Consider the following 25,743-nt stretch of genomic DNA (forward strand, 5'->3'; position numbering starts at 1 on the left):
CTCATGCCATCCGAACGCCTGACGCGCGCGATCCGTTCGATCGCCGCGGCCCTGGCGCTGGCCGCGATCGCCGGCTGCGCGCACCTTCCCGACCGGCCGGCGTATTCGCGGGCCGCCCCCGCCGCGCTGCGCCACTACGACGATGACTGGTTCGACGCCGCCCGCGTCGGACGCGTCGACATCCTGCGCGCGTTGCACGACGCCGGCTATCCCGTGGACGCCGCCGACGGCCACGGCTTTACGGCCGTGATACTCGCGTCCTACGACGGCCAGCCGGCCGCACTCGACTACCTGCTGTCGGCCGGCGCAAACGCATGCGTAGGCGACCGTCACGGCAACACCGCGCTGATGGGCGCCCTCTTCAGGAACGAACCCGACATCGCGCGGCGCCTGATCGACACGGATTGCCCGATCGACCAGACGAACGGCGCCGGCGAAACCGCGCTGGGATTCGCGACGCTGTTCAATCGCTTCGAGCTGATTCCGCTGCTGGTCGCACGCGGGGCGAATCCGGATCATGTCGATCGGCGCGGCCAGTCGCTGCTGCAACTCGCGCTGTCGCACGGCAATACATATGCCGCGGACGCGCTGCGGCAAGCGGGGGCAAAACAGTAGCGCGACTACGAATCGACCGTCTGAACGATGCGATCGCACCGTGCTATCGTGCCGCTGGTTTCATCGCACGGAGACAGGAAAATGCTGAATCGCTTCGCCATTGTTCTTGTTGCCGCCGGTGCGGCAACCAGTCTCGCGGCGACGGCCGCAAGCACCCAGCCGGACAACGCCAATTCGTATCGGCAGTTGCGCACGCGGCTGTTTGCCGGCACGACCGTCACCGCGATCTTTTCACCGAACCAGTGCCGGAACGCGCAGCCCGCGCAAGCGCAGGCAACGGTGCCCACCGTGTCCGGCGGCTTCGCGATACGCGACTTCATGGAAGTCGGCGGCAACACGCTCGCGTTCGCCAACCAGCACCTGACCGTCCAGCCGAGCGGAACGACGGTACTCGAACTGATCCAGTACCGCGTCATGCAGGATGAAAGCGCGACGGTGACGGTGCGCTCGCTTTCGCCCACCACGTATCAACCCGTCGCGCCGGCCCAGGTTTTCCAGTGCACGCTCGGCGACGGTCTCCGTTTTTCCTATGCATGGCGCGAACGCGACTGACGAAGGCGATTCGTAGCGGACGCGAAATTCCTCGATTGAAAAGCAGGACTACTACGGAATAAAGGTGATGCGCGGCGCAAGGAGCCCGTCTCGTGCCCCGCCTGTGTACACCCGAAAAATCAGAAAAAATCGTCGAGCGGCCGGTAGAACGCGATCCGAGCCGGATCGGGAGAAGAAAGGCGCGCCCCCTTCGCTGCCGAGATCTGCTTCGATATCGGGCGCCGCCAGCGCCAGATCCTGATGGCGAGCGACTACGCCGAGTCACCCGCAGCGCGTCGGCAATTCGAGTCATGCCTCGAACACGGTCAGCCTCGTCGCGCGAATTACGCATCGAACCAGAAAGTATCGGCAATTCGAATTGGGCCTTCCTTTCTTTGCCGAGCGCGAATATTACAAATTACTGCCAATAGTTTCAAAAACATTTCACTTATTCGCTTTAATTTAGTTTCATATAATCAAAAAAAGTTTGACACCGCGCTTTCGTTCTTGATACCGTCCGATCCAGTCAATCTGACGAATTGCTCGCCACGCAAGCGCTTCCGCTCTACGTTTTTTCGCTTCCGCTGCACCGCCGTGCTCGCCGCCGGCCGTATCGTTCTCGCCGGCGCATGCAACACCCCGATGCATTTCACTGGACGACTGCCATCCGGCAGCAGGCCGAAGGATCGAATCAAATGAGCAGGACAACGAAACTGTTGCTCTAGCAATCCCGCCCGCGCGCTGTCCGCGCGGCTGCATCGCATCGCGGCGCAGCCCTCTCGTTACCGCATTTTCCGTATTTCGCCCCCGGAGAAAAACCGCTTTCCGGATCGGGCGAAAGGCCCTGTCGCGTCCGTGCCATCCGCACGCGTGCGACAGAAACCGGCGGTGCATGACCCGCACCGCTGTCGACCGTCGTTGTTCGTGCCGTTCGATGTTCAACCGGAGGGGTAATTCAAATGAATCAGGTTGCAGACAAGAATCAAAAACACAAGCGCTTCGTCAAGCTCGCATTCGCCGTCGCCGCTGCCGCGTCGTTCGGCATGGCCACCGTTCACGCCGCGCCTGCTGCCGGCTGGACCGAAACGCGTACCAAGGGTTTCCTGCCGCTCGTGCAGCAAAACGAAGCCGGTGCGGCCGGTGCGCCTGCCGCGAGCACGGCTGCCGCTGCGGCGGCGGCCATCGAGATGGCGCCCGGCGAATCGGTGGACATCGTGCTCGGGCTGAACCTGCGCAACGAAGCACAGCTCGACCAGTACCTGCACGACCTGCATACGCCCGGTTCCCCGCACTACCGGCAGTTCCTCACGCCGGCGCAGTTCGCGGCGCAATACGCGCCGACCGACCAGCAGGTCGCCTCCGTCGTCGCCCATCTGCGCAAGGCGGGCTTCGTGAACATCGTGGTCGCGCCGAACCGGCTGCTGGTATCCGCGTCCGGCACCGCGGCGACCGTCAAGTCCGCGTTCCGCACCACGCTCAAGCGCTTCACGCACAACGGCCGCAGCGTCTATGCGAACACCGACGCCGCGCAGGTGCCGAACGCGATCGGCGGCGTCGTGGGCGCGGTGCTGGGGCTGCAGAACGTCGAGCTGATGCACACGGGCGCGGGCAGCCAGCCGCAGGGCAACACCGGCAACCTGACGATTCCGTCCGGCGCATCGGCGGTGCCCCACAACCCGACCGAATTCTCGTCGATCTACGGCGGCGACGGCACGCCGACGGCGTCGCAGACCACCGTCGGCATCATCTCCGAAGGCGATCTGTCGCAGACGGTGAGCGACCTCAATACGTTCGCCGCGAACAACGGCCTCGGCACGATCAGCAGCAGCATCGTGAAGACGGGCCCGTCCGGCAGTTCGTACACCGACACCGACGGCACCGTCGAATGGAACCTCGACAGCCAGTCGATCGTCGGCGCGGCCGGCGGCAGCGTGAAGCAGGTCGTGTTCTACGTCGCGCCGTCGATGACGCTCACGGCGATCACCGCCGCGTACAACAAGGCCGTGACCGACAACGTCGCGAAAGTGATCAACGTATCGCTCGGCGTGTGCGAATCGTCCGCGAACAGCACCGGCTCGCAGGCAACCGACGACACCATCTTCAAGCAGGCGATCGCGCAAGGGCAGACCTTCTCCGTATCCGCCGGCGATCACGGCGCGTACGAATGCGCGGGCGGCACGCCGTCGCGCTCGACCTACACGGTGAGCGAGCCGGCAACGTCGCCGTACGTGATCGCGGTGGGCGGCACGACGCTGTTCACCAACACGTCGACCCGCGCGTACAACAGCGAGATCGTCTGGAACGATCCGAGCTGGCAGCCGGGCACCGTGTGGTCGACGGGCGGCGGGTACAGCAAGTACGAAGCCGCGCCGTCGTGGCAATCGTCGACCCTCACGGGATCGACCAAGCGCGCGCTGCCCGACGTCGGCTTCGATGCGGACCTGCGCACCGGTGCGATTCTCGTCGTGAACGGCCAGACGTCCGACACGCTGTGGGGCTCGGGCTACCTGAACAACGAAGGCGGCACGAGCCTCGCCGCGCCGATCTTCACGGGCATCTGGGCGCGCTTGCAGTCCGCGAACAACAATGCGCTCGGGTTCCCCGCGTCGAGCATCTACAAGTATTTCCCGAGCAACGCGGCGCTGCTGCACGACGTCACGTCCGGCAACAACGGCAGCGGCACCTACGGCTACAAGGCGAAGGCAGGCTGGGACGCGACGACCGGTTTCGGCAGCGTGAACATCTCGAAGCTGAACGCGTTCATCCAGAGCACGCCGGATTTCGCACGCTGATGGATCGACGACCGCCCGGTTCCGCGTGCAGCCCGTAGCGCACGCTTGGAGCCGGACCCGATCGTATGAACGACCCGCGACGGCTGCCCGGCCGTCGCGGGTTTTTGCATTTCGCGCCAGCTCGCGGAGCGCGCAGCAGGCGAGGCGATGCAGGTGTCAATCCTGCAATCACGCTGCGACCTGAAGGCAGCATCGCCCCACGCACTGCATGCCGCCGTGTACCGCGAAACCGCACGGCCCTTGCCCCGCAGATCACTCGGCCCAGTTGCGAACGTAGTCCGGTACCGGCATGTCGCGATCGGCATGAACCGGCGCGCCGCGCGTCGTCTTCAGCGGCAGGATTCCCGTCCAGACGGCGAGCGCGAGATCTTCGTCCTTGTCGGACGGCATCGAATCGCTGACTTTCACCGCGGCTTCCGCAAGGGCGATCCGCAGCACGCTGGTCGCATTGATTTCATTCACGTTGCCCGGCCGCGCGTGATGCGTGCGTCCCGGCGCGATCTTCTCCATCAATGCATCCAGCGCCGCCAGCTTGTCAGGGCCGCCCTCCACGACGTCGAAGCGCCCGTAGATCACCGCGGATCGATAGTTCATCGAATGGTTGAAGGCCGACCGGGCCAGCACGAGACCGTCGAGCAGCGTAATCGCGACGCACGCCTGCGCGCCCGCCGACAGCGCCTTGATCATCCTGCTGCCGTTGGACCCGTGAACGTAGAGGTCATCGCCGCGTCTCCAGTGCGCGGTCGGAATGCAGTGCGTATCGTCGCCTGCACCGAATGCGATGTGGCATACGTACGCTTCGTCCACGATGCGATTGAGCATCGTCCGATCGCGATTCGCCAGTTCCGGCAGCCGGCGAATGGTGGTGCGTGACGTGGACGGGATGACGTTCTGGTCTTTCATGTTTCGTTTTCCTGTTTGCGCGCGCTGACGCGCATCGAGCGGCCTGCGGTTCGGGAAGCTGCAGGCATCCGCTCGAAATATATTTGCACTACGAAGTTAATGGAATCGAACTCGCGCAACTTCAACGCGTGAACGCGCGGTCGATCGACCATCGACAGTCGCCTGCCAGATCGATCAAAATACGCGCGTTCCGCTTTCCGCGACGATCGCCGGAAACGCCCGCGTGCCGGCCGGCACCGCGAGAACGTGAACGATACGACGCGCACCGACTCTTCAAAAGAACCAGCTCAACGATAAATTCTGGAACCAGCTCATGGATCTCGCGCTACTCATCTCGTCGCTTGCCAGCCCGGACGGCACGACGCGCCACAGCCAGCAGGAAGCCCTCTACCGGCGCCTGCGCGACCTGCTGCTGGACGGGCAAATCCCGCCCGGCACGCGGCTCGTGTCGACGCGCGTGCTCGCCGCCGAGCTGGGGATCGCACGCAATTCGGCGGTCTATGCCTACGAGCGTCTCGCCGAGGAAGGCTTCGTCGCGGCCACGCGCAACGGCACGATCACGCTATGGGACGGGTGCGACCGTTCGGCCGCAGCGCGCGAAAGCCGCACGGCGCCGGTTCAATTGTCCGAGCGCGTGCGCGGGCTGGAGAACGCCGATCCCGAACCCGAACGCATGCTGCCGTTCGTGCCCGGCCTTCCGTCGCTCGACGAATTCCCCGTCGCTCAATGGCGCCGCTGCATCGAGCGCGCGTGGAAAGTCATCCGGCCCGCGCAGCTCGCCTACGGCCCGGTCGAAGGACTGCCCGAACTGCGGCGCGCCGTCGCCGCATACATCCGGGTCTCGCGAGGCGTGCGTTGCGAAACGGGCCAGGTCTTCATCACCGACGGCACACAAGGCAGCCTCGAACTGTGCGCCCGCATGCTGGCGAATCCCGGCGAATTCGGCTGGCTCGAGAATCCCTGCTACAACGGCGCCCGAACCGCGTTCCGGTCGACCGGTCTGGCTCTCGTCCCGATCGAGGTCGACGAGGAAGGAATGGTGCCCACCGACGAGCAGTGGCGCACCCTGCCGCCGAGACTGATCTACACGACCCCGTCGCACCAATACCCGCTCGGCGCGCTGATGAGCCCGCGGCGGCGAGCGGCGCTCGTCGAACGCGCGCGGGCGTGCGGCGCCTGGATCATCGAGGACGATTACGACAGCGAGTTCCGCCACGGCGGGCAGCCGCTGCCCGCGATCCAGGGCTTGCAAGCCGACGCGCCTGTCTGCTATCTCGGCACCTTCAGCAAGACGATGTTTCCCGCCCTTCGGCTCGGATTCATGGTGGTGCCCCCGGTGCTGGTCGAACGCTTCACCCGAACGCTGCGCGAACTCGTCCATCGCGGCCACCCGGCCGATCAGCTCGCGATGGCCGAATTCATCGACACCGGCCTCTTTGCGCGCCACCTGCGCAGGATGAGAACGCTGTACGCCGAGCGGCGAAGCAGCCTCGAGGCGGCGCTCGCGCGCCACCTCGGCACTGCGTTGCGCGTTCGGGAAAGCCCGGGCGGCATGCATCTGTCGGCGGATCTCGCGATGCCGCTGCACGATACCGACGTCGCCCGCGCGGGAGCCGCGCATGGCTTGCTGCTTCAGTCGCTGAGCAGCTATCGGGTCGGCGCAGGCCGGCCGTACAACGGCTTCGTGCTGGGATACGCCGGCCTGAACGACGCGACGATCGAGACCGCGACGACGCAGTTCGCGGCCGTCATCGAACAGCTCGGCCGCACGCGCGGCTGAGCGTCGCTCACAGTTGCGATTCGATCGGAAACAGCCCGAGAAACCAGACTTCCATCCGCCGCGCGGGCGACACTTCCGGCTCGTGATCGAGCTCGGTGACCTTGCCGTCCGAATCGGTCTGAATCCACTTGAGTTGCCCGCCGCCCGCCGTGCCGGGCCTCGGCTCGACCCGCCACGCGATTCGGTCGAGCCGTGCCTCCAGATCGTTGGCCACCTGCGACGCAATCGCCGGGCTCTCGCAGTACACGCCGATCTCGGTATTGAGGTTCAGCGAGCGCGGATCGAGATTCATCGACCCGATGAAAATGCTCTTGTGGTCGAACACGTAGGTCTTCGCATGCAGCGACGCGCGCGACGAGCCGATGATGACCTGCTTCGAAATGCTCTTGTCGCCCGACGGCCGCCGTTCGTAAAGCCGGACGCCGGCGGCGACGAGATCGTTTCGGTAGTGCCGGTACCCGGCATGTACGGCCGCCACGTCGGTCGACGCGAGCGAGTTCGTCAGTACTGTGACGCGCACGCCGCGCGCCGTGAGCGCGCGCAGCCGCTCGACGAACTCCTTGCCCGGCACGAAATACGGCGACACGATCAGCAGGTCATGTTCGGGCTGCAACGCGAGCGCCCGCAACTGCGGCAGCAGGTGCCCGGCGCTGTCCTTCGGCGCATGCGCGATCTTCGACGGATCGTCGTACAGCACCGTCGCACGGCCCCACGAGAGTTCCGTGCCCTGCCCATGCACGATCCGGTCGAGCCGCTGCCGCGCCTCGAGCACGTACGGATTGTCCTCCATCGCCCGCAGGTAGTCGCGCAACCGTTCGCGCTCGCGATCCAGCCCGCCCGGCGTCGCGTCGTGCCCGACCAGCGCACTGATCGGATACGCGTACGGGGAATTCCAGAACGTGTCGAATTCGGTCGAGATGTCCTTCACGACCGGGCCGTGGACGACGACGTCGAGATCGCCGAATTCCAGCATCGACGATGCGCCGAAATACTCGTCGCCGATATTTCGGCCGCCGACGATCGCGGCCTGGTTGTCCGCGATCATCGCCTTGTTGTGCATGCGCCGGTTGACGCGCGAGAACTCGAACACCGTGCCGATCTTCTTGAATCGGCGCGTGGCGACCGGATTGAACAGCCGGATCTCGATGTTCGGGTGCGAACTGATCTCGAGCAGCTTGCGGTCGTCCGCGTTCGTGCCGAGATCGTCGAGCAGCGCACGCACGCGCACGCCGCGATCGGCCGCGCGAATGATCGCGTCGGCCAGTTCGTGTCCGGTCAGGTCGTCATGCCAGATGTAGTACTGAAGGTCGAGCGACCGGCCCGCGCGATCGGCAAGCAACACGCGCGCATCCAGCGCATCGACCGGATCGGTCAGCAGATGAAACGCGTCCTGCCCCGGATGGGCGGCGGCCTGCTGCCGGAACGCGATGCCGAGCCGCGTGTCGTCCGTATCGGTGTATGCGTGCGTCGGTGTGCGCTCGGCCTGCGGCGGCAGGCTCGCGCATGCAACGAGCGCCAGCAACGAAAGAATCGCACCCCACGTACGCAGCATGATCATGATTGCCGTCCCACTCCCGGCCGATGTCTGTTTGTTCTCGCCGCCGGACGGATCGCGCGGCTGTCTGGCTTGCCTTCGGCCGCAATCGGTATTGCGTGTGAAACGGCCGCGCCACAGCATACTTCGATTGATGGTGGTGCGGCGCCTTCTCGGTACTTTCCTGATCCCGTCACGTGTTACGCGTGCACGCAAAGAAAAACCCGCGACGCATGAAGCCATCGCGGGTTTCGGCATGCCGCGCAAGCGCGCGCATGAAATCTGGTGGGCCCGGCGGGGTTCGAACCCGCGACCAATCGATTATGAGTCGACTGCTCTAACCGCTGAGCTACAAGCCCTGATGAGAAGCGAAGCGTGTTACGCGCCGCCCCGGCGAAGACGCCGGGCCGGCATTGTAACAACAAAGGAGACGAACGCCACCGGCATCACGCGGATGCCGACGGCGTTCGCAGCAGAGACGCTGGAAATCAGTTCCCTTCGAGGAACGACTTCAGCTTGTCGGAACGGCTCGGGTGACGCAGCTTGCGCAGCGCCTTGGCCTCGATCTGACGGATCCGCTCGCGCGTGACGTCGAACTGCTTGCCGACTTCCTCGAGCGTGTGATCGGTGCTCATCTCGATGCCGAAGCGCATCCGCAGCACCTTCGCCTCGCGCGGCGTCAGCGAATCGAGCACGTCCTTCACGACGTCGCGCATGCTCGCATGCAGCGCGGCATCCGCCGGCGCGACCGTGTTGGTGTCCTCGATGAAGTCGCCGAGATGGGAATCGTCGTCGTCACCGATCGGCGTTTCCATCGAGATCGGCTCCTTCGCGATCTTCATGATCTTGCGGATCTTGTCTTCCGGCATTTCCATCTTCTCGGCGAGCGTTGCCGGATCCGGCTCGAGACCGGTTTCCTGCAGGATCTGCCGCGAGATGCGGTTCATCTTGTTGATCGTCTCGATCATGTGAACCGGAATACGGATCGTGCGCGCCTGGTCCGCGATCGAGCGCGTGATGGCCTGGCGGATCCACCACGTCGCATAGGTCGAGAACTTGTAGCCGCGACGGTATTCGAACTTGTCCACCGCCTTCATCAGACCGATGTTGCCTTCCTGGATCAGGTCGAGGAACTGCAGGCCGCGGTTCGTGTACTTCTTCGCAATCGAGATCACGAGACGCAGGTTCGCCTCGGTCATTTCGCGCTTCGCCTGGCGTGCCTTCAGTTCGCCGGCCGCCATCTGGCGGTTGGTTTCCTTCAGGTCCTTCAGCGGCAGCACGACGCGCGCCTGCAGGTCGAGCAGGCGCTGCTGCTGTTCGCGGATCGCCGGAACGTTACGCGACAGCACCGCGCTGTACGAATGGCCTTCGGCCATGATCTTCTCGGCCCAGTCGAGATCGGTCTCGTTGCCCGGGAAGCGTGCGATGAATTCCGAACGCGGCATCCCGCACTTGTCGACGACGATGTGCAGGATCTGGCGCTCGACCTGACGCACTTCGTCCACCTGCGCACGCAGCGTGTCGCACAGGCGCTCGACGGTACGCGCGGTGAAGCGGATCGTCATCAGTTCGCTCTGGATCGTTTCCTGCGCCTTCAGGTAGGCCTTCGACTTGTAGCCTTCCTTTTCGAACGCGCGGCGCATCTTGTCGAACCACTCGCTGATCTGCGAGAACTTCTCGAGCGACGCGCGCTTGAGGGCTTCGAGCTGGGCGGCGTTGGCCGATGCCTGCGCGGCACCGTCGTCTTCCTCCTCTTCCTCTTCTTCCTCTTCCTCTTCGGCTTCCTCGTCCTCGTTCTCGATGGCTTCCGCTTCCTTCGCGGAGAAGCCGTCGGTATCGGCGGAGTCCGACGCATTCGGATCGAGCAGGCCGTCGACGAGCTCGTCGACGCGGATCTCTTCGTTCGCGACGCGTTCGGCCATCGCGAGGATGTCGGCGATCGTCGTCGGGCACGCGGAGATGGCCATCACCATGTGGCGCAGGCCGTCCTCGATCCGCTTCGCGATCTCGATTTCGCCTTCGCGCGTGAGCAGCTCGACGGTGCCCATTTCACGCATGTACATCCGGACCGGATCGGTCGTACGGCCGAATTCCGAATCGACGGTGGACAGCGCGACTTCCGCTTCCTCTTCGACTTCATCGTCCGACGACGCGGCGGGCGCGTTGTCGTTCAGGAGCAGCGTTTCCGCGTCCGGCGCCTGCTCGTAGACCGCCACGCCCATGTCGTTGAACGTGCCGATGATGCCTTCCAGGGCTTCGGTCTCGGTGAAGTTGTCCGGCAGGTGGTCGTTGATTTCGGCGTACGTCAGGAAGCCGCGCTCCTTGCCGAGCTTGATCAGCGCGCGCAGTTTCACGCGGCGCTCTTCGAGCTCCTCGGCCGTACCCGGCGTGCTCGTCGCGAACGCTTCCTTCAGCAGCGCCTTTTCCTTGGCGCGACGATCGCGCACCTTGGATTTGCCCGGTGCAGCCGCCGCTGCGGGCTGCTCGTCGCTCTGATTTGCGTCGTCTTCGACGGATACTTCGTTCAGCTTTTTGGTCATGGAGTTCGCCGTACCGGCTATATCGACTCGCGGCTGCTGGACGACAGCCGGTTGAACCGTGGGTGCATGAGTAGTACGTACTGCCGTTTCGTCCGCGGCGGCAGTCGTGTCCCTTGCGCTTTTCGCACTTGCCCGCTTCGCCGCCGGCTTGGCCGGCCCGGAGTCGGGTCTGGCGGCAGCCCGTGTTCTGGCTGCCGGTGCCGGCGCAGCCTGAGCAGTGCCGGCCGCGGTTTTCTTTCCTGCCGGGGCTGTCGTGGCTGAAGACGTCGTCCTGGTGGAAGAAGCAGACTTGGCCGCTGTGACCTTCTTGGTCGGCTCCGTCGAGCCCTTGCCTGTTGCTTTCTTTCCGCCTGTCGTCTTTGCCATCGCGATTCTCGCCTCTGCTTGGAAAACAAACCGCTGGAAACCTTATATTATAGCACGCTGGGGAACCCTCTCTAAGCTCCCCGGCCGCCTACAGCCCGAGCCGACGCTTCATGTCGGTTCGCTGCTGGTTCAATTCCGTCAATTCGGCCAATTCCTCGGGTGTGAAGGCGGATTGCCGCGCCAGCCTGTCGAGCCGGTCGCAGCAGGCGTCGTAACGCATCTTGAGCACCGCCGCCTGAAGTTCCTCCCCCGCGATCCGCTCCTGCTCGCGCTGCCGCTCGGGCACCGTCTCGTCTTCCGGATTCTGTAACAGCAAGTCGCGGACGTTTTCATCATAGTCCAGAATTTCGCGGAAGATTTCCTCGTAAGTCGCGCCGTTCGAGGACGTCCGCAGCACATCCGACAGCAGCCGGAATTCCGCGCCGTCGCCCAGCGCGCGCGCATGCTCGACGACTTCCGCGAACAGTTCGCCGATGCGCGGCAACGCGCGCAGGGTCGCAATCTGCTCGTCGTCGAGCTGCGACGCGATGCGCGGATGCATCACCAGCGTGCGCAGCGCGCGCTTTTCGCTGTCCGTCACGCGCCGCCGCTCGCTGCGCGCGGGCGCCTGGCGCGGCGGCGGCGCGATCCGCGTATCGACGTCGGACAGCGCCGCGACCTCTTCGAACGGGATATCGAGGCGGTCGGCGAACATGTGCATGATCTGCGCGCGCAACGCATTCGCGGGCAGCGCCTGCAGCAGCGGCTTCGCATCGAACAGCGCCTTCGCGCGGCCTTCCGGCTGATCGAGCGCCTTGCCGGAAATTGCTTCGTTCAGCAGAAATTGCGACAGCGGCATCGCGCGCTCGATCTGCTCGGAGAACGCCGCCTCGCCGAATTCGCGCACGTAGCTGTCCGGATCGTGCTCGGCCGGCAGAAAAAGGAACCGGATCGTGCGGTTGTCCCCGGCGTGCGGCAGGCAGGCCTCGAGCGCGCGCCGGGCTGCCCGCCGCCCGGCCGAATCGCCGTCGAAACTGAAAATGACCGTATCGGTCTGGCGCAGCAGCTTCTGCACGTGAATCGGCGTGCATGCGGTGCCGAGCGTCGCGACCGCGTTCGGGAACCCGAGCTGCGCGAGCGCGACGACATCCATGTAGCCTTCGACGACCAGCACGTACTTGCGCTCGCGAATCGCGAGCCGCGCCTCGAATAGCCCGTACAGCTCGCTGCCTTTGTTGAACAGCGGGGTTTCGGGCGAATTCAGGTACTTCGGCTCGCCGCTGCCGAGCACGCGTCCGCCGAAACCGATCACCTGCCCCTTCACGTTACGGATCGGGAACATGATCCGCTCGCGGAACCGGTCGTAGCGGCGCGCGACGCCCTGCGCATCGGTCTTCTCGCTGACGATCACGAGCCCCGCCTCGACGAGCGACTCGTCGCGATAGTCGGGAAACGCGGCCTCGAGGTTCTGCCAGCCGTCCGGCGCATAGCCGAGCCCGAAGCGCGCGGCGATTTCGCCGGTCAGGCCCCGGTTCTTCAGGTACTGGATCGCGACGGTCGCGCCGCGCAACTGCTTGCGGTAGTAGTCGCACGCGGCGGTCATCGCGTCGGACAACGCGGTCGCGACCGATTTCGACACCGGCGCCGGATAGTCGCCGCCACCGCCTCCGCCCCCACCGCCGCCGCGCATCGACGGCTCGTGCGGCACGGTCAGCCCGACCGACTGCGCGAGCTCCTGCACGGCTTCCGGGAACGTGAGCCCCGCGTGTTCCATCAGGAAGCCGATCGCCGTGCCGTGCGCGCCGCAACCGAAGCAGTGATAGAACTGCTTGGTCGGGCTGACGGTAAACGACGGGCTCTTCTCGTTATGGAACGGGCACAGCCCCATGAAATTGGCGCCGCCCTTCTTGAGCTGCACGTACCGGCCCACCACGTCGACGATATCGACGCGGTTCAGCAAATCCTGCAGGAACGAATGCGGAATCACCGTGGGATCGAGCGAAAAAAAGACAATACGACACCCCCGGCGCCCGCACGGCGCGCGCCGGAGAAACCGGTGTTACTTCGAAAGCGCGGCCTTGACCAGCGCGGAAATGGCCGTCATGTCGGCACGGCCGGCAAGCTTGCCCTTCAGCACGCCCATCACCTTGCCCATGTCCTGCGGGCCGGCGGCGCCCGTCTGCGCGACCGCGGCCTGGACTTCGGCAGCCACCTCGGCTTCCGACAGCTGCTCGGGCATGTAGCCGCTCAGCACGACCAGTTCGGCCTGCTCCTTCGCGACGAGGTCGTCACGGCCGGCCGCCTGGAACTGGCTGATCGAATCCTTGCGCTGCTTGATCATCTTGTCGATCACGGCCGTGATGCCCGCGTCGTCGAGGGTGACCTGATCGTCGACTTCGCGCTGCTTGATCGCGGCCATCAGCAAGCGAATCGTTGCCAGGCGCTCGCTTTCCTTCGCGCGCATCGCGGCCTTCATGTCTTCGCTGATCTGCTCTTTCAAACTCATCTTTCACCCGGGAAGGAAACGTGAATCCGACGCCCGCCAAAGGGCGTCAACACAAAAACCCGCTTGGGACAATGTCTCAAGCGGGTTGCTCGAATCCGGCATCGGCGGCTCGCCTGATCGGTCGCGCGATCATGCATGATCTTCCGCGACCGCACGGAGTCGCCGGTGCGCCGCTCAGCGAACCGCGCGGCGCCCAATCGTTCAGTACAGTTTCTTCGGCAACGTCTGGCTGCGAATCCGCTTGTAATGACGCTTCACCGCAGCAGCCTTCTTGCGCTTGCGCTCTGCGGTCGGCTTCTCGTAAAACTCGCGCGCGCGAAGCTCGGTCAACAGACCATTCTTCTCGATCGTGCGCTTGAAGCGACGCATTGCAACTTCGAACGGCTCGTTCTCTTTAACGCGAATGATCGTCATGATCCGACACGAATAAAGGTTTGCAGGGAAAGACTACCGAGTATAGCAGAGCGATTGCCTAAAGGCACGGGGCCGGGCCCCGCCAGAACGGCGCCGGCGCGGCGTCTCAGGCGCCGCGCGCGTACTCCGCCGCGGCCTGCCCGGCCGCGGTACCGGACGCCCATGCCCACTGGAAGTTGTAGCCGCCGAGCCAGCCCGTCACGTCCACCGCCTCGCCGACGAAGAAGAGCCCCGGCACGCGCGCGCTCATCATCGTCGACGACGACAGCTCGCGCGTATCGACGCCGCCCTTCGTCACTTCGGCCTTCTTGTAGCCCTCGGTGCCGTTCGGCGTCAGCGTCCAGCCGGACAGCGCGTCGCCGATCTGACGGAGCGTCTTGTCGGGCAGGTCGGCGAGCCGCGCGTCGGCGGCCACGCGGTGCGTGTCGAGCCATGCATGGGCGAGGCGCGACGGCACCCAGTCCGCGAGCAGCGAGCCGATCTGGCGCTTCGACGTGCGCTTCGCATCGAGCAGGTCGGCCACCGTGTCGCGCTGCGGCAGCAGGTCGACGCGGATCGGGTCGCCGGGCTGCCAGTAGCTCGAAATCTGCAGGATGCCGGGCCCGGACAGGCCGCGATGGGTCAGCAGCAGGTCTTCGACGAATTCGCCGCCGCGCTTCCTGTCGCCGGTCGATACGCGCACTTCGAGCGATACGCCGGACAACGCCGCGAACGGCGCCCAGTCCTGCGGCGCGAACGTCAACGGCACGAGCGCGGGCCGCGTATCGACGAGCTTGTGGCCGAACTGCTTCGCGAGCCGGTAGCCGAAGTCGGTCGCGCCGATCTTCGGGATCGACAGACCGCCGGTCGCGATGATCAGCGCGCGCGCCCCGATCGTCCCCGCCTGCTGCGTGTCGAGCGTGAAGCCGTCGGCCGGCGCGTGACGCACCGCGTCGACGACGACGGGCCGGCGCCACGCGATGCCGCCCGCGTCGCACTCGTGCTTCAGCATGTCGATGATCGCGTCGCTGCCGTGGTCGCAGAAGAGCTGGCCCTTGTGCTTTTCGTGCCAGGTCACGTGATGGCGCTTGAGCAGCCCGAGGAAGTCGCGCGGCGTATAGCGCGCCAGCGCCGAGCGCGCGAAATGCGGATTCGACGACAGGTAGTTGTCGGGGCCCGCGTACAGGTTCGTGAAGTTGCAGCGGCCGCCGCCCGAGATGCGGATCTTCTCGGCGAGCCGCGGCGCGTGATCGATCAGCACGACGCGGCGACCGAGTTGCCCGGCCACCGCGGCGCTCATCATCCCGGCCGCACCCGCGCCGATCACGGCGATATCATAAGTTTCCATGGCGCGGATTGTACCCGCCCGGCCTCCGCCCCGGGCCGCAGCCAGCGGCGGCAGGCCCCCGCCTGCTATACTTTCTGGTTACGTTGACCTTCCCGCGGCGCGTCCGATACGGCGCGCCCTGCCCGCACCCATGCTCGTTCTCGGCATCGAAAGCTCCTGTGACGAAACCGGCCTCGCGCTCTACGACACGCAGCGCGGCCTGCTCGCGCACGCGCTCCATTCGCAGATCGCGATGCACCGCGAGTACGGCGGCGTCGTGCCCGAACTCGCGTCGCGCGACCATATCCGCCGCGCGCTGCCGCTGCTCGAGGAAGTGATGGCGCAAAGCGGCACGCGCCGCGAAGACATCGACGCGATCGCGTTCACGCAAGGCCCGGGACTCGCCGGCGCGCTGCTGGTCGGCGCGAGCATCGCGAATGCGCTCGCGCTCGCGTGGAACAAGCCGACCGTCGGCATCCATCACCTCGAAGGCCACCTGCTGTCGCCGCTGCTCGTCGAGCAGCCGCCGCCGTTCCCGTTCGTCGCGCTGCTGGTGTCCGGCGGCCATACGCAACTGATGCGCGTGACCGACGTCGGCGTGTACGAGACGCTCGGCGAAACGCTCGACGACGCGGCCGGCGAAGCGTTCGACAAGACGGCCAAGCTGATCGGCCTCGGCTATCCGGGCGGCCCGGAAGTGTCGAAGCTCGCCGAAACCGGTACGCCGGGGGCGGTCGTGCTGCCGCGCCCGATGCTGCATTCGGGCGATCTCGACTTCAGTTTCAGCGGCCTGAAGACAGCGGTGCTCACGCAGATGAAGAAGTTCGAAGCGGCGAAGCTCGACGGCGAAGCGCTCGAACGCGCGAAGGCCGACCTCGCGCGCGGCTTCGTCGACGCGGCCGTCGACGTGCTCGTCGCGAAGTCGCTCGCCGCGCTGAAGAAGACGAAGCTCAAGCGCCTCGTGGTCGCGGGCGGTGTCGGCGCGAACCGCCAGTTGCGCGCCGCGCTGTCGGCCGCCGCGGCCAAGCGCGGCTTCGACGTCCACTACCCCGACCTCGCGCTCTGCACCGACAACGGCGCGATGATCGCGCTCGCCGGCGCATTGCGGCTCGGCCGCTGGCCCGAGCAGGCGAATGCCGATTACGCATTCACGGTGAAGCCGCGCTGGGATCTCGCGTCGCTCGCGCGCTGAGCCGCGCGACAACAAAAAGGCCGCTCGTTCGAGCGGCCTTTCTCATCGGCGCGACAAAAAGACGCAGCGTTATGCCGCCTGACGCTTGTCGCGCTCGATCAGCGCATACGCGCTGTGGTTGTGGATCGACTCGAAGTTCTCGGCTTCGAGCACGTAGGCCATCACGCGCTCGTCCGCATCGAGACGCTGCGCGACGTCGCGCACGAGATCCTCGACGAACTTCGGGTTCTCGTACGCACGCTCGGTGACGAACTTCTCGTCCGGACGCTTCAGCAGGCCCCACAGCTCGCACGACGCCTCTTCCTCCGCGATGCGGATCAGCGCCTCGACCGGCAGGTCGGCCGCGAGTTCGGCATCGATCGTCACGTGCGAACGCTGGTTGTGCGCGCCGTACTGCGAGATCTTCTTCGAGCACGGGCAGAGGCTCGTCACCGGCACGAGCACCTTCAGGAACAGGCGCGTGTCGCCGTTGCGGCTTTCGCCCGCGAGCGTCACTTCATAGTCGAGCAGGCTCTGCACACCCGACACCGGCGCCGTCTTGTTCACGAAGTACGGGAACGTGACTTCGATGCGGCCGGCCTCGGCTTCCAGCTTTTCCAGCATCGACGCGAGCATCGCGCGGAAACGCTCGACCGTCAGCGGCGCGCGATTCTCTTCGAGCAGCGCGACGAAGCGCGACATGTGCGTGCCCTTCTGGTCGGCCGGCAGGCGCACGTCGAGGTTCCAGACGCCGACGGTCGGCTGCACGTCGCCGCCTTCGGTACGCACCGTCAACGGATGCCGGACCGCCTTCACGCCCACGCGCTGAATCGGAATCTGGCGGGTATCCACCGTGCTCTGCACGTCGGGCATCACGAAGGCGGGATTCATCTGGTTCATCTTGTTCAATCCTTGTAAGCCGCGCGTTCGACGACGCGCACGCCGCGTCATGCGGCAGCCGGAAAAGCAACATGGGCCCGCAGGCCCATGTTTTCCGCATCAATGAAGACCGGTCGCGCCAGTCGCACCGGCACCGCCGTCGGGCGGCGCCGGCTTATGCGACGCGCTTCGCCTGACCGGCGACATCGGCCGCCGGATTCAGAAAGCGTTCGCGAATCGATTTCGCGATACCCGCGCCGTCGAGGCCGCATTGCGACAGCAGCTTCGCGGGGTCGCCGTGATCGATGAACTGGTCAGGGAGGCCCAATTGTAGTACGGGTCGGATAACCCCACTCTCCATCAGGGCTTCCACGCAGGCCGAGCCCGCGCCGCCCATCACGCACCCTTCCTCGACCGTCACGAGGTAGTCGTGCGTCTCGGCGAGCTCGCGCACGAGCGCTGCATCGATCGGCTTCACGAAGCGCATGTTCGCGACGGTGGCATCGAGCTCTTCGCCGGCGGCCAGCGACGGGGCGACCATCGTGCCGAACGCGAGGATCGCGACGCGCTTGCCTTCCGGCTGCGACGTGCGGCGACGCACTTCGCCCTTGCCGAGCGGGATCTCGGTGAATTCCTTCACCGTCGCCACGCCCGTGCCCGCGCCGCGCGGATAGCGCACCGCAGTCGGGTTCGGCTGCTGCAGCGCCGTGTGCAGCATCTGGCGGCATTCGTTTTCGTCGGATGCGGCCATGATCGTCATGTTCGGGATGCAGCGCATGAACGCGAGATCGTATGCACCCGCGTGCGTCGCGCCGTCCGCGCCGACGAGGCCCGCGCGGTCGATCGCGAACACGACCGGCAGGTTCTGCAGCGCGACATCGTGGATCAGCTGATCGTACGCACGCTGCAGGAACGTCGAGTAGATCGCGACGACCGGCTTCAGCCCTTCGGTCGCGAGGCCGCCCGCGAACGTCACCGCGTGCTGCTCGGCGATGCCAACGTCGTAGTAGCGATCCTTGAAGCGCTTCTCGAACTCGACCATGCCCGAGCCTTCGCGCATCGCGGGCGTGATGCCGACGACGCGCGTATCGCGCTCGGCTTCGTCGCACAGCCATTCGCCGAACACCTGCGTGTAGGTCTTTTTCGCGGGCGTGGTCGACGGCTTGATGCCTTCTGCCGGGTTGAACTTGCCGGGGCCGTGGTAGAGCACGGGATCGGCTTCGGCGAGCTTGTAGCCCTGGCCTTTCTTCGTCACCACGTGCAGGAACTGCGGGCCGCGCAGTTCGCGGATGTTCTGCAGCGTCGGAATCAGCGAATCGAGATCGTGACCGTCGATCGGACCGATGTAGTTGAAGCCGAATTCCTCGAACAGCGTGGCCGGCACGACCATGCCCTTCGCATGCTCCTCGAGCTTGCGCGCGAGTTCGAGCACCGGCGGCGCAACGCTCAGCACGCGCTCGACGCCCGCGCGCGCAGCCGCATAGAAGCGGCCCGACATCAGGCGGGCGAGATGGCGATTCAGCGCGCCGACCGGCGGCGAGATCGACATGTCGTTGTCGTTCAGGATCACGAGCAGCTTCGCATCTTCCGACACGCCCGCGTTGTTCATCGCCTCGAACGCCATGCCGGCCGTCATCGCGCCGTCGCCGATCACGGCGATCGAGAAGCGGTCGTCGCCGTTCAGCTGGCTGCCGATCGCCATGCCGAGCGCGGCCGAGATCGACGTGCTCGAGTGCGCGGTGCCGAACGTGTCGTATTCGGATTCGCTGCGGCGCGGGAAGCCCGAGATACCGTCGTACTGGCGCAGCGAATGCATCTGGTCACGGCGGCCCGTCAGGATCTTGTGCGGGTAGGTCTGGTGGCCCACGTCCCAGACGATGCGATCGTTCGGCGTGTTGAACACGTAGTGCAACGCGATCGTCAGCTCGACCGTCCCGAGGTTGGACGACAGATGGCCGCCCGTCTTCGACACGCTGTCGAGCACGAACGAGCGCAGCTCGTCCGCGAGCGGTTGAAGTTGGCGACGATCGAGGCGGCGCAAATCCGCCGGGTCGTCGATGGTTTTCAGCAAGTCGTACATCGTCGTTCCATTGTAGGAAATCAAACGCGCCCGCATTCTATTGCACGCACCGTGGCAGGTGCGCGGCGGCGGGCTTTCGCGTCAGCTGACCCGGTTCACTACCAGGTCGGCAAGTTCGGCGAGACGCTGTGCGCGTGCGCCGAACGGTTTCAGCGCGTCGTGCGCTTCGGCGCGCAATTGCGCTGCGAGCTCGCGCGACGCCTCGAGACCGAGGATCGATACATAGGTCGGCTTGTCGTTCGCCGCGTCCTTGCCGGCCGTCTTGCCGAGCGTCGCCGAATCGGTCGTGACGTCGAGAATGTCGTCGACGACCTGGAAGGCCAGACCCACGGCCCCCGCGTATACGTCGAGCGCCGCCATCGTTTCCGCGGACGGCGTCTCGCCGGCCAGCGCGCCCATCCGCACGGCCGCGCGCAGCAATGCGCCCGTCTTCATCCGGTGCATCGTCTCGAGCTGCTCGCGCGTCAGCTTGAGGCCGACGCTCGCCAGGTCGATCGCCTGCCCGCCGGCCATGCCGATCGAGCCGCTCGCCAGCGCCAGCTCGCGCACGAGCGCGGCCTGCTGCACCGGCGACAGCGCGGCGGCGTCGGTCAGCGCGACGAACGCCTGCGACTGCAGCGCGTCGCCGACGAGCAATGCCGTCGGCTCGTCGTACTGCACGTGCACGGTCGGCTTGCCGCGACGCAGCGCGTCGTCGTCCATGCACGGCATGTCGTCGTGCACGAGCGAGTAGACGTGGATCATCTCCAGTGCCGCCGCCGCCGCATTGCGCGCCGCTTCCGTCGCGCCGGTCAGTTCGCCTGCTGCATGGCACAGCAGCGGGCGAACGCGTTTGCCGCCGCCGAGGACCGCATAGCGCATCGCCTCGTGAAGCGTCGCCGGCACCGCGGTGTCAGCGGGCAAATAGTGGCCGAGAGCGTCCTCGACACGGTCTAGCACGGACCGCATCCATTGTTCGAATGTCATAGATCGTCGTCTTCGCCGTCCGTGGCGGCCGTTCCGGACGAAAGCGGCTTCAGCGTCGCGCCGTCGAGCACGCGTACCTGCTGCTCCACTTTCTCAAGCTGCTGTTGGCAAAACGCAACGAGGGTCGCACCGCGGCGATACGCCGCCAGTGAATCCTCGAGGCTCAACGCGCCGCCTTCCATCCGGGCAACCAGCGTCTCGAGTTCCGCGAGCGCCGTTTCGTAATTGTCCGGCAACGGTTCGGTACCATTGCCGGGCGGCGTGGCGCCTGGGGATGCGGTTTTCGCCATGGACGAGGGTGTCAAATTTCAAAACAAGTCGGACATTCTACGGCAAAAGAGAATTTTCCGACCTGCCGTCGTGGGCACCCGGGTACAGATTCCGGTCCCACCTTCGGCGTACATTGTGCGCCTCCCGATTGTCGCCCGACAAAAAATTGACACAAATCAGGCACTTAATCCTAGCCTTGCGGGGCGAACCGGGTATAATTCTCCGTTTCCCTAAATCGATTTTTCGATGGTTGGGTTGTTCACTGCTTTCACGCTAACACCGGGAGTGGGAATGTCCAATCTGAGCGACGCGCTTCAGTTGAAGTCGGCTCACAGCCAGCTTCCAGTCACTGCATATTTCGATGAGGCGCTACTCGAGCGCGAGATCGAAACCCTCTTCAAGAAAGGACCTCGTTACATCGGGCACGAGTTGATGGTGCCCGAGGCGGGGGATTACTTCGCGCTGCCGTCCGAGAAGGAAGGCCGCGTGCTGGTCCGCAACCAGACGAACCAGATCGAACTGCTGTCGAACGTCTGCCGGCACCGGCAGGCGATCATGCTCAACGGGCGCGGCCATACGCAGAACATCGTGTGCCCGCTGCATCGCTGGACGTACGATCTGGAAGGCCAGTTGCTCGGGGCGCCGCACTTCCCCGACAAGCCGTGCCTGAACCTCGGCAAGAGCCCGCTGCAGAACTGGCAGGGGCTGCTGTTCGAGGCCGAAGGCCGCAATGTCGCGCGCGACCTCGCGAACCTCGGCACGAAACATCATTTCGACTTCTCCGAGTACCTCTTCGATCACGTCGAAGTGCACGAGTGCGATTACAACTGGAAGACGTTCATCGAGGTCTACCTCGAGGATTACCACGTCGTCCCGTTCCATCCGGGCCTCGGCAGCTTCGTGTCGTGCGACGACCTCACGTGGGAGTTCGGCGACTGGTACAGCGTGCAGACGGTCGGCGTGCACAACGCGCTCGCGAAGCCGGGCAGCGCGACCTACCAGAAATGGCACGAGCAGGTGCTGAAGTTCCGCAACGGCGTGCCGCCGGAGTTCGGCGCGATCTGGATGGTCTACTACCCGGGCCTGATGATCGAGTGGTATCCGCACGTGCTCGTCGTGTCGTGGCTGATCCCGCGCGGCCCGCAGAAGACGACCAACATCGTCGAGTTCTATTACCCCGAGGAAATCGCGCTGTTCGAGCGCGAATTCGTCGAAGCCGAACGTGCCGCCTATATGGAAACGGCCGTCGAGGACGACGAAATCGCGATGCGGATGGACGCCGGCCGCCGTGCATTGATGGTACGCGGCGAGTCGCAGGTCGGCCCGTACCAGAGCCCGATGGAAGACGGCATGCAGCACTTCCACGAGTTCCTGCGCCGCCACCTCGGCGACCTCTGACGGCCGGTGCGGCGCCCTGACGCCGCACGCCATCCGGCAGACGAAAAGACGGGCTTCGGCCCGTCTTTTTTTGTTTAGACTTGGAATGTCAGGCCATTCGCACTCCAGGGAGCCGTCATGCCACACACTCACTACACCACGCTCATCTCCGCCGCCAATCTCGCCGAGCGCCTGGCGGCGGCGCCCGGCAGCGTCGCGCTGTTCGACTGCCGCTTCGATCTCGCCGATCCCGCTGCCGGCGAAGCCGCCTATGCGGCCGGCCATCTCCCCGGCGCCCAGTACCTCCATCTCGACCGCGACCTGTCGGGCCGCAAGACGGGCACCAACGGCCGCCACCCGCTGCCGACGCGCGACGCACTCGCCACACTGCTCGCCAGCCGCGGCCTCAAGCAAGGCCAGCAGGTCGTCGCGTACGACGCGCAAGGCGGCGCCTATGCGGCGCGCCTGTGGTGGCTGCTGCGCTGGCTCGGCCACGATTCGGTCGCCGTGCTCGACGGCGGGCTGCAGGCCTGGGAAGCCGCCGGCCAGCCGCTGACGACCGACGTGCCGCAACCGGCTGCCGGCGATTTCCGCACGGCTGCGCCGCTCGAATCGACGGTCGACGCGGCGGCCGTGCTCGCGAACGTGACGTCACCCACGCGCGTCGTGATCGATGCGCGCGCACCGGACCGCTATCGCGGCGAAAACGAAACGATCGATCGTGTGGGCGGCCATATCCCCGGTGCGCGCAATCGCTTCTTCAAGGACAACCTGGCCGCCGACGGCCGCTTCAAGAGCGGCCATGAGCTGCGCGAGGCGTTTTCCGCCGTGCTGGCGGGCACCGAGCCAAATCGCGTGATCCTGCAATGCGGCTCGGGCGTCACCGCCTGCCACAACGCGCTTGCGCTCGAGGTTGCGGGCCTGCACGGCGCGTCGCTGTATCCGGGCTCGTGGAGCGAATGGAGCGCCGATCCGTCGCGGCCGATCGCAACCGGCCCGACACCGTAAGCCAAGCGCCGGCGCGGCGCAGTCGTGACGAAGCGGCGGCATCTTCCGCCGCTTGCCGTTTACATCACGCCGTACTTGTGAAGCCACGCGATCGCGCGCTTCCAGCTCTCCTCCGCATCGGCCTTCACGTAGCTCGGCCGGTAATCGGCAAAGAACGCGTGACCGGCATCCGGATACACGACGATCTCCGATTCGCGTGCGAGCTTCGAATCGCTCGCCTGGATCGCCTTGCGCATGTCCGCGAGCGACGCCTGCGTAATGTTCGTGTCTTTCTCGCCATAGAGGCCGAGCACGGGCACCTTCAGCAGCGACGCATGATCGACCGGGTTGAACGGCGTCATCTCGTCGGTCTTGCCTTCGACGAACCCGTACCACGCAACGGCCGCCCGCACGTGCGGGTTGTGCTCCGCATACAGCCAGCTCTGGCGGCCGCCCCAGCAGAACCCGACCACGCCGAGACGCGACAGGTCGCCGCCGTTCTTGCCGGCCCACGCGACGGTCGCGTCGAGATCCTCGGTCACCTGGCGGTCGGGCACCTTGCTGACGATGTGCTCGACGAGATCCTTGATCGTCGGATACTTCGCCGCATTGCCCTGCCGCGCGAACAGGTCGGGCGCGATCGCGAGATAACCGAGCTTCGCGAAGCGGCGGCACACATCGGCGATGTGCGCGTGCACGCCGAAGATCTCGTGAATCACGATGACGACCGGCAGGTTCGTCTTGTCTTTCGGCTGCGCGCGATACGCGGGCACGCTCGCATCGCCCGAGCGGATCTCGACGGTGTCGACGTCCAGCCCTTCGCTGTCGGTCGTGACCGTCTGCGCCGACACGGGCAGCACGGCCGCCGCGAAGGCCCCGCCCAGCGCGGCCTGCATGAACTTGCGGCGCGAGAACGGAACGTGGGGAACCAGGCTGTCGACTTCGGGTTTCAACATGAATGCACTCCTCGATTGGGCGCCGCCGTCACGGCCACGAAGACGGCATGACGGGGCATCGCGCCGTCGCTCGGCGCGGAGGTCGCGGCGGTTGGCACCCCGCCGCTAACGGAAACCCGGACAAGATGCCCAATATTCCGTTGTCGCGTCAACTGTCGGCGTTGTAAGACTCGATTACGACAGGGTGATTCGGCAGCACGGAAACCCCGGGCGCCCCGTCGAACGCCCGCTCAGTGCAGCTTGACGCGCGGCAGCGTCGTGCGCCGCAGCCAGTGCGCGACCGTGTCGAGCATCATGCGCGGATAGCCGTGCAGCGCGGCAATGTGCATCCGGTACAGCGACATGTACATGAAGCGCGCGAACAGCCCTTCGATCAGCATGTTGCCGCCGATCAGCCCGCCCATCAGGTTGCCGACCGCGCTGAAATGGCCGAGCGACACGAGCGAGCCCAGGTCGCGATACGTGAATTCGGGCAGCGGGCGCCCGTCGAGCCGGCAGCCGATTGCCTTGAGCAGAAAGCTCGCCTGCTGGTGCGCCGCCTGCGCGCGCGGCGGCACGTTGCGCTCGTTGCCCGGCCATGCGCAGGCCGCGCAATCGCCGAGCGCGAACACGTTGTCGTCGGTGAAGGTCTGCAGCGTGCGGCGTACTTCGAGCTGGCCGAGCCTGTTGACCTGGAGGCCGTCGAGATTGGCGAGCACGGACGGCGCCTTGATGCCGGCCGCCCAGACCGTCAGGTCGGCACGCACCGTCTTGCCGCTCGCCGTATGAACGGCGCCGGGCGCCACTTCGGTCACGCGCTCGGAGAGCATCAGCCGCACGCCGATCTTTTCGAGCAGTTCGGCCGTCGCCGACGACACGCGCTCCGGCAACGCCGGGAGAATTCGCGGCCCCGATTCGATCAGCACGATGCCGACGTCGTGCCGCGGGTCGAGCTTGTGCAGCCCGTAGGCCGACAACACCTGCGCGGTATTGCGCAGTTCGGCCGACAACTCGACGCCCGTCGCGCCGCCGCCGACGATCGCGACCTGGATGCGCGGCTCGGCCGCCTCGCCCGGTGCGGTCGGCACCGGTGCCTGATGCTCGGCGCGCATGCACGCGCCGATCAACCGCTTGCGGAAACGCTCGGCCTCGCCGACGGTATCGAGCGCGATCGCGTTTTCCGCCGCGCCCTGCACGCCGAAGAAGTGAGTCGTGCTGCCGATCGCGATCACGAGCGTGTCGTATTCCAGCTCGCGGGCCGGCAGCAGTTCCTCGCCATCGCTGTCGTTGACCGGCGAGAGCGTGATGCGCTTCGCCGCGCGGTCGAGCCCGGTCAGCCCGCCCTGCTGAAACTCGAAGCCGTGCCAGCGCGCCTGCGCCGCATATTCGAGCTCCTGAGTGAACGGGTCCATGCTGCCGGCCGCCACCTCGTGCAGCAGCGGTTTCCAGATGTGGGTCGGATTGCGGTCGACGAGCGTGACGAGCGCGCGCGCCGAACGATTGCCGCGCGCACCGTAACGGTCGCCGAGCCGCGTCGCCAGTTCCAGGCCGCCCGCGCCTCCGCCTACGATGATGATCCGATGCATCTGTTCCCCCTTTGCGATTCGAAACTGCTGCCGCCGGGCGATGCGAACGCGATGCATTCGCGCCACCCGGTGGATTAACCGGTTCGGACATCATCGATGTGCAGTTCGAAGCAGTTCGAAGCACTTCGATGCGTCCGGTCCCGGAACGCGGGGCGCGCATGCCCCGAGTCAATGACCTGCATTGTCCGGGAGCTTGCGCGTTGACCACAAGCAAACCATCTCGATA

20 protein-coding genes and 1 tRNA gene are annotated in these 25,743 nt (G+C 65.8%); 7 read left to right on the forward strand and 14 right to left on the reverse strand.

Going from position 1 to position 25,743, the window contains the following annotated elements; translation table 11 throughout:
* Nucleotides 1-3 precede the first annotated feature (3 nt).
* The 3 genes from HWX08_RS06705 to HWX08_RS06720 all read left to right on the forward strand — a co-directional run bounded on the left by HWX08_RS06705 (nt 4) and on the right by HWX08_RS06720 (nt 3,938).
* Nucleotides 4-615, forward strand: a complete 612-nt coding sequence (locus HWX08_RS06705; RefSeq protein WP_174922403.1) for an ankyrin repeat domain-containing protein — start codon at nt 4-6, stop codon at nt 613-615.
* Nucleotides 616-696: 81 nt separating this feature from the next.
* Nucleotides 697-1,167 (forward strand): VirK family protein, encoded by a 471-nt coding sequence (locus tag HWX08_RS06710; protein WP_069259483.1) that lies wholly within the window; start codon nt 697-699, stop codon nt 1,165-1,167.
* A 938-nt stretch (nt 1,168-2,105) separates the two neighbouring features.
* Nucleotides 2,106-3,938 (forward strand): S53 family peptidase, encoded by a 1,833-nt coding sequence (locus tag HWX08_RS06720; protein WP_174922402.1) that lies wholly within the window; start codon nt 2,106-2,108, stop codon nt 3,936-3,938.
* Nucleotides 3,939-4,190: 252 nt separating this feature from the next.
* Here the strand turns inward: HWX08_RS06720 and HWX08_RS06725 are convergent, their stop codons facing one another.
* Nucleotides 4,191-4,841 (reverse strand): pyridoxamine 5'-phosphate oxidase family protein, encoded by a 651-nt coding sequence (locus tag HWX08_RS06725; protein ID WP_174922401.1) that lies wholly within the window; start codon nt 4,839-4,841, stop codon nt 4,191-4,193.
* Nucleotides 4,842-5,154: 313 nt separating this feature from the next.
* Between HWX08_RS06725 and pdxR the strand changes: the two genes are divergently transcribed.
* Nucleotides 5,155-6,621: a MocR-like pyridoxine biosynthesis transcription factor PdxR gene (pdxR, locus tag HWX08_RS06730; RefSeq protein WP_174922400.1), complete on the forward strand. Its 1,467-nt coding sequence runs from the start codon at nt 5,155-5,157 to the stop codon at nt 6,619-6,621.
* 7 nt (nt 6,622-6,628) lie between these two features.
* On the opposite strand, the gene HWX08_RS06735 is transcribed toward pdxR, so the two are convergent.
* The 7 genes from HWX08_RS06735 to HWX08_RS06770 all read right to left on the reverse strand — a co-directional run bounded on the left by HWX08_RS06735 (nt 6,629) and on the right by HWX08_RS06770 (nt 15,287).
* Nucleotides 6,629-8,179 carry a phospholipase D family protein gene (locus HWX08_RS06735; RefSeq protein ID WP_174922399.1) on the reverse strand — a complete coding sequence of 517 codons (1,551 nt, stop codon included), beginning with the start codon at nt 8,177-8,179 and terminating at the stop codon, nt 6,629-6,631.
* Between the two features lie 259 nt (nt 8,180-8,438).
* Nucleotides 8,439-8,514, reverse strand: a tRNA-Ile gene (locus tag HWX08_RS06745).
* 129 nt (nt 8,515-8,643) lie between these two features.
* Nucleotides 8,644-11,061, reverse strand: coding sequence for an RNA polymerase sigma factor RpoD (gene rpoD, locus HWX08_RS06750; RefSeq protein WP_076606000.1), 2,418 nt, complete (start codon nt 11,059-11,061; stop codon nt 8,644-8,646).
* 88 nt (nt 11,062-11,149) lie between these two features.
* Entirely contained in the window at nt 11,150-13,027 is a 1,878-nt protein-coding gene (dnaG, locus tag HWX08_RS06755; RefSeq protein WP_069259477.1) for a DNA primase, read from the reverse strand.
* 72 nt (nt 13,028-13,099) lie between these two features.
* Entirely contained in the window at nt 13,100-13,546 is a 447-nt protein-coding gene (locus tag HWX08_RS06760; RefSeq protein ID WP_069259476.1) for a GatB/YqeY domain-containing protein, read from the reverse strand.
* Nucleotides 13,547-13,747: 201 nt separating this feature from the next.
* Nucleotides 13,748-13,960, reverse strand: a complete 213-nt coding sequence (gene rpsU / locus HWX08_RS06765; RefSeq protein WP_006479415.1) for a 30S ribosomal protein S21 — start codon at nt 13,958-13,960, stop codon at nt 13,748-13,750.
* Nucleotides 13,961-14,066: 106 nt separating this feature from the next.
* On the reverse strand, nt 14,067-15,287 hold the full coding sequence (locus HWX08_RS06770; RefSeq protein ID WP_174922398.1) for a BaiN/RdsA family NAD(P)/FAD-dependent oxidoreductase: 1,221 nt from the start codon (nt 15,285-15,287) through the stop codon (nt 14,067-14,069).
* A 130-nt stretch (nt 15,288-15,417) separates the two neighbouring features.
* Here HWX08_RS06770 and tsaD point away from each other — a divergent pair, with 130 nt between their 5' ends.
* Nucleotides 15,418-16,458, forward strand: coding sequence for a tRNA (adenosine(37)-N6)-threonylcarbamoyltransferase complex transferase subunit TsaD (tsaD, locus tag HWX08_RS06775; RefSeq protein ID WP_069259474.1), 1,041 nt, complete (start codon nt 15,418-15,420; stop codon nt 16,456-16,458).
* 69 nt (nt 16,459-16,527) lie between these two features.
* Here tsaD and folE2 read toward each other — a convergent pair whose 3' ends face one another.
* The 4 genes from folE2 to HWX08_RS06795 form a co-directional block, all read right to left on the reverse strand.
* Nucleotides 16,528-17,337: a GTP cyclohydrolase FolE2 gene (folE2, locus tag HWX08_RS06780; RefSeq protein WP_174922397.1), complete on the reverse strand. Its 810-nt coding sequence runs from the start codon at nt 17,335-17,337 to the stop codon at nt 16,528-16,530.
* Nucleotides 17,338-17,491: 154 nt separating this feature from the next.
* A complete protein-coding gene (dxs, locus tag HWX08_RS06785; protein ID WP_069259473.1) occupies nt 17,492-19,396 on the reverse strand; it encodes a 1-deoxy-D-xylulose-5-phosphate synthase in 1,905 nt (634 codons plus the stop codon).
* An 81-nt stretch (nt 19,397-19,477) separates the two neighbouring features.
* A complete protein-coding gene (locus tag HWX08_RS06790; RefSeq protein WP_069259472.1) occupies nt 19,478-20,362 on the reverse strand; it encodes a polyprenyl synthetase family protein in 885 nt (294 codons plus the stop codon).
* Nucleotides 20,359-20,652, reverse strand: a complete 294-nt coding sequence (locus tag HWX08_RS06795) for an exodeoxyribonuclease VII small subunit (protein ID WP_040139363.1) — start codon at nt 20,650-20,652, stop codon at nt 20,359-20,361. The genes HWX08_RS06790 and HWX08_RS06795 overlap by 4 nt, the downstream gene beginning before the upstream one ends.
* 271 nt (nt 20,653-20,923) lie before the next feature.
* On the opposite strand from HWX08_RS06795, the gene HWX08_RS06800 reads away from it, so the two are divergent.
* Together HWX08_RS06800 and HWX08_RS06805 are read left to right on the forward strand one after the other, a co-directional pair.
* On the forward strand, nt 20,924-22,030 hold the full coding sequence (locus HWX08_RS06800; protein ID WP_174922396.1) for an aromatic ring-hydroxylating oxygenase subunit alpha: 1,107 nt from the start codon (nt 20,924-20,926) through the stop codon (nt 22,028-22,030).
* Nucleotides 22,031-22,147: 117 nt separating this feature from the next.
* Nucleotides 22,148-23,017 (forward strand): sulfurtransferase, encoded by an 870-nt coding sequence (locus tag HWX08_RS06805; RefSeq protein WP_069259470.1) that lies wholly within the window; start codon nt 22,148-22,150, stop codon nt 23,015-23,017.
* Between the two features lie 59 nt (nt 23,018-23,076).
* Here the strand turns inward: HWX08_RS06805 and HWX08_RS06810 are convergent, their stop codons facing one another.
* On the reverse strand, nt 23,077-23,952 hold the full coding sequence (locus tag HWX08_RS06810; RefSeq protein ID WP_174922395.1) for a dienelactone hydrolase family protein: 876 nt from the start codon (nt 23,950-23,952) through the stop codon (nt 23,077-23,079).
* 230 nt (nt 23,953-24,182) lie between these two features.
* Nucleotides 24,183-25,517 carry an NAD(P)/FAD-dependent oxidoreductase gene (locus HWX08_RS06815; RefSeq protein WP_069259468.1) on the reverse strand — a complete coding sequence of 445 codons (1,335 nt, stop codon included), beginning with the start codon at nt 25,515-25,517 and terminating at the stop codon, nt 24,183-24,185.
* Nucleotides 25,518-25,743: the final 226 nt, after the last annotated feature.

Origin of the sequence: Burkholderia metallica (assembly GCF_902832845.1) — a bacterium.
GTDB classification, from domain to species: domain Bacteria; phylum Pseudomonadota; class Gammaproteobacteria; order Burkholderiales; family Burkholderiaceae; genus Burkholderia; species Burkholderia metallica.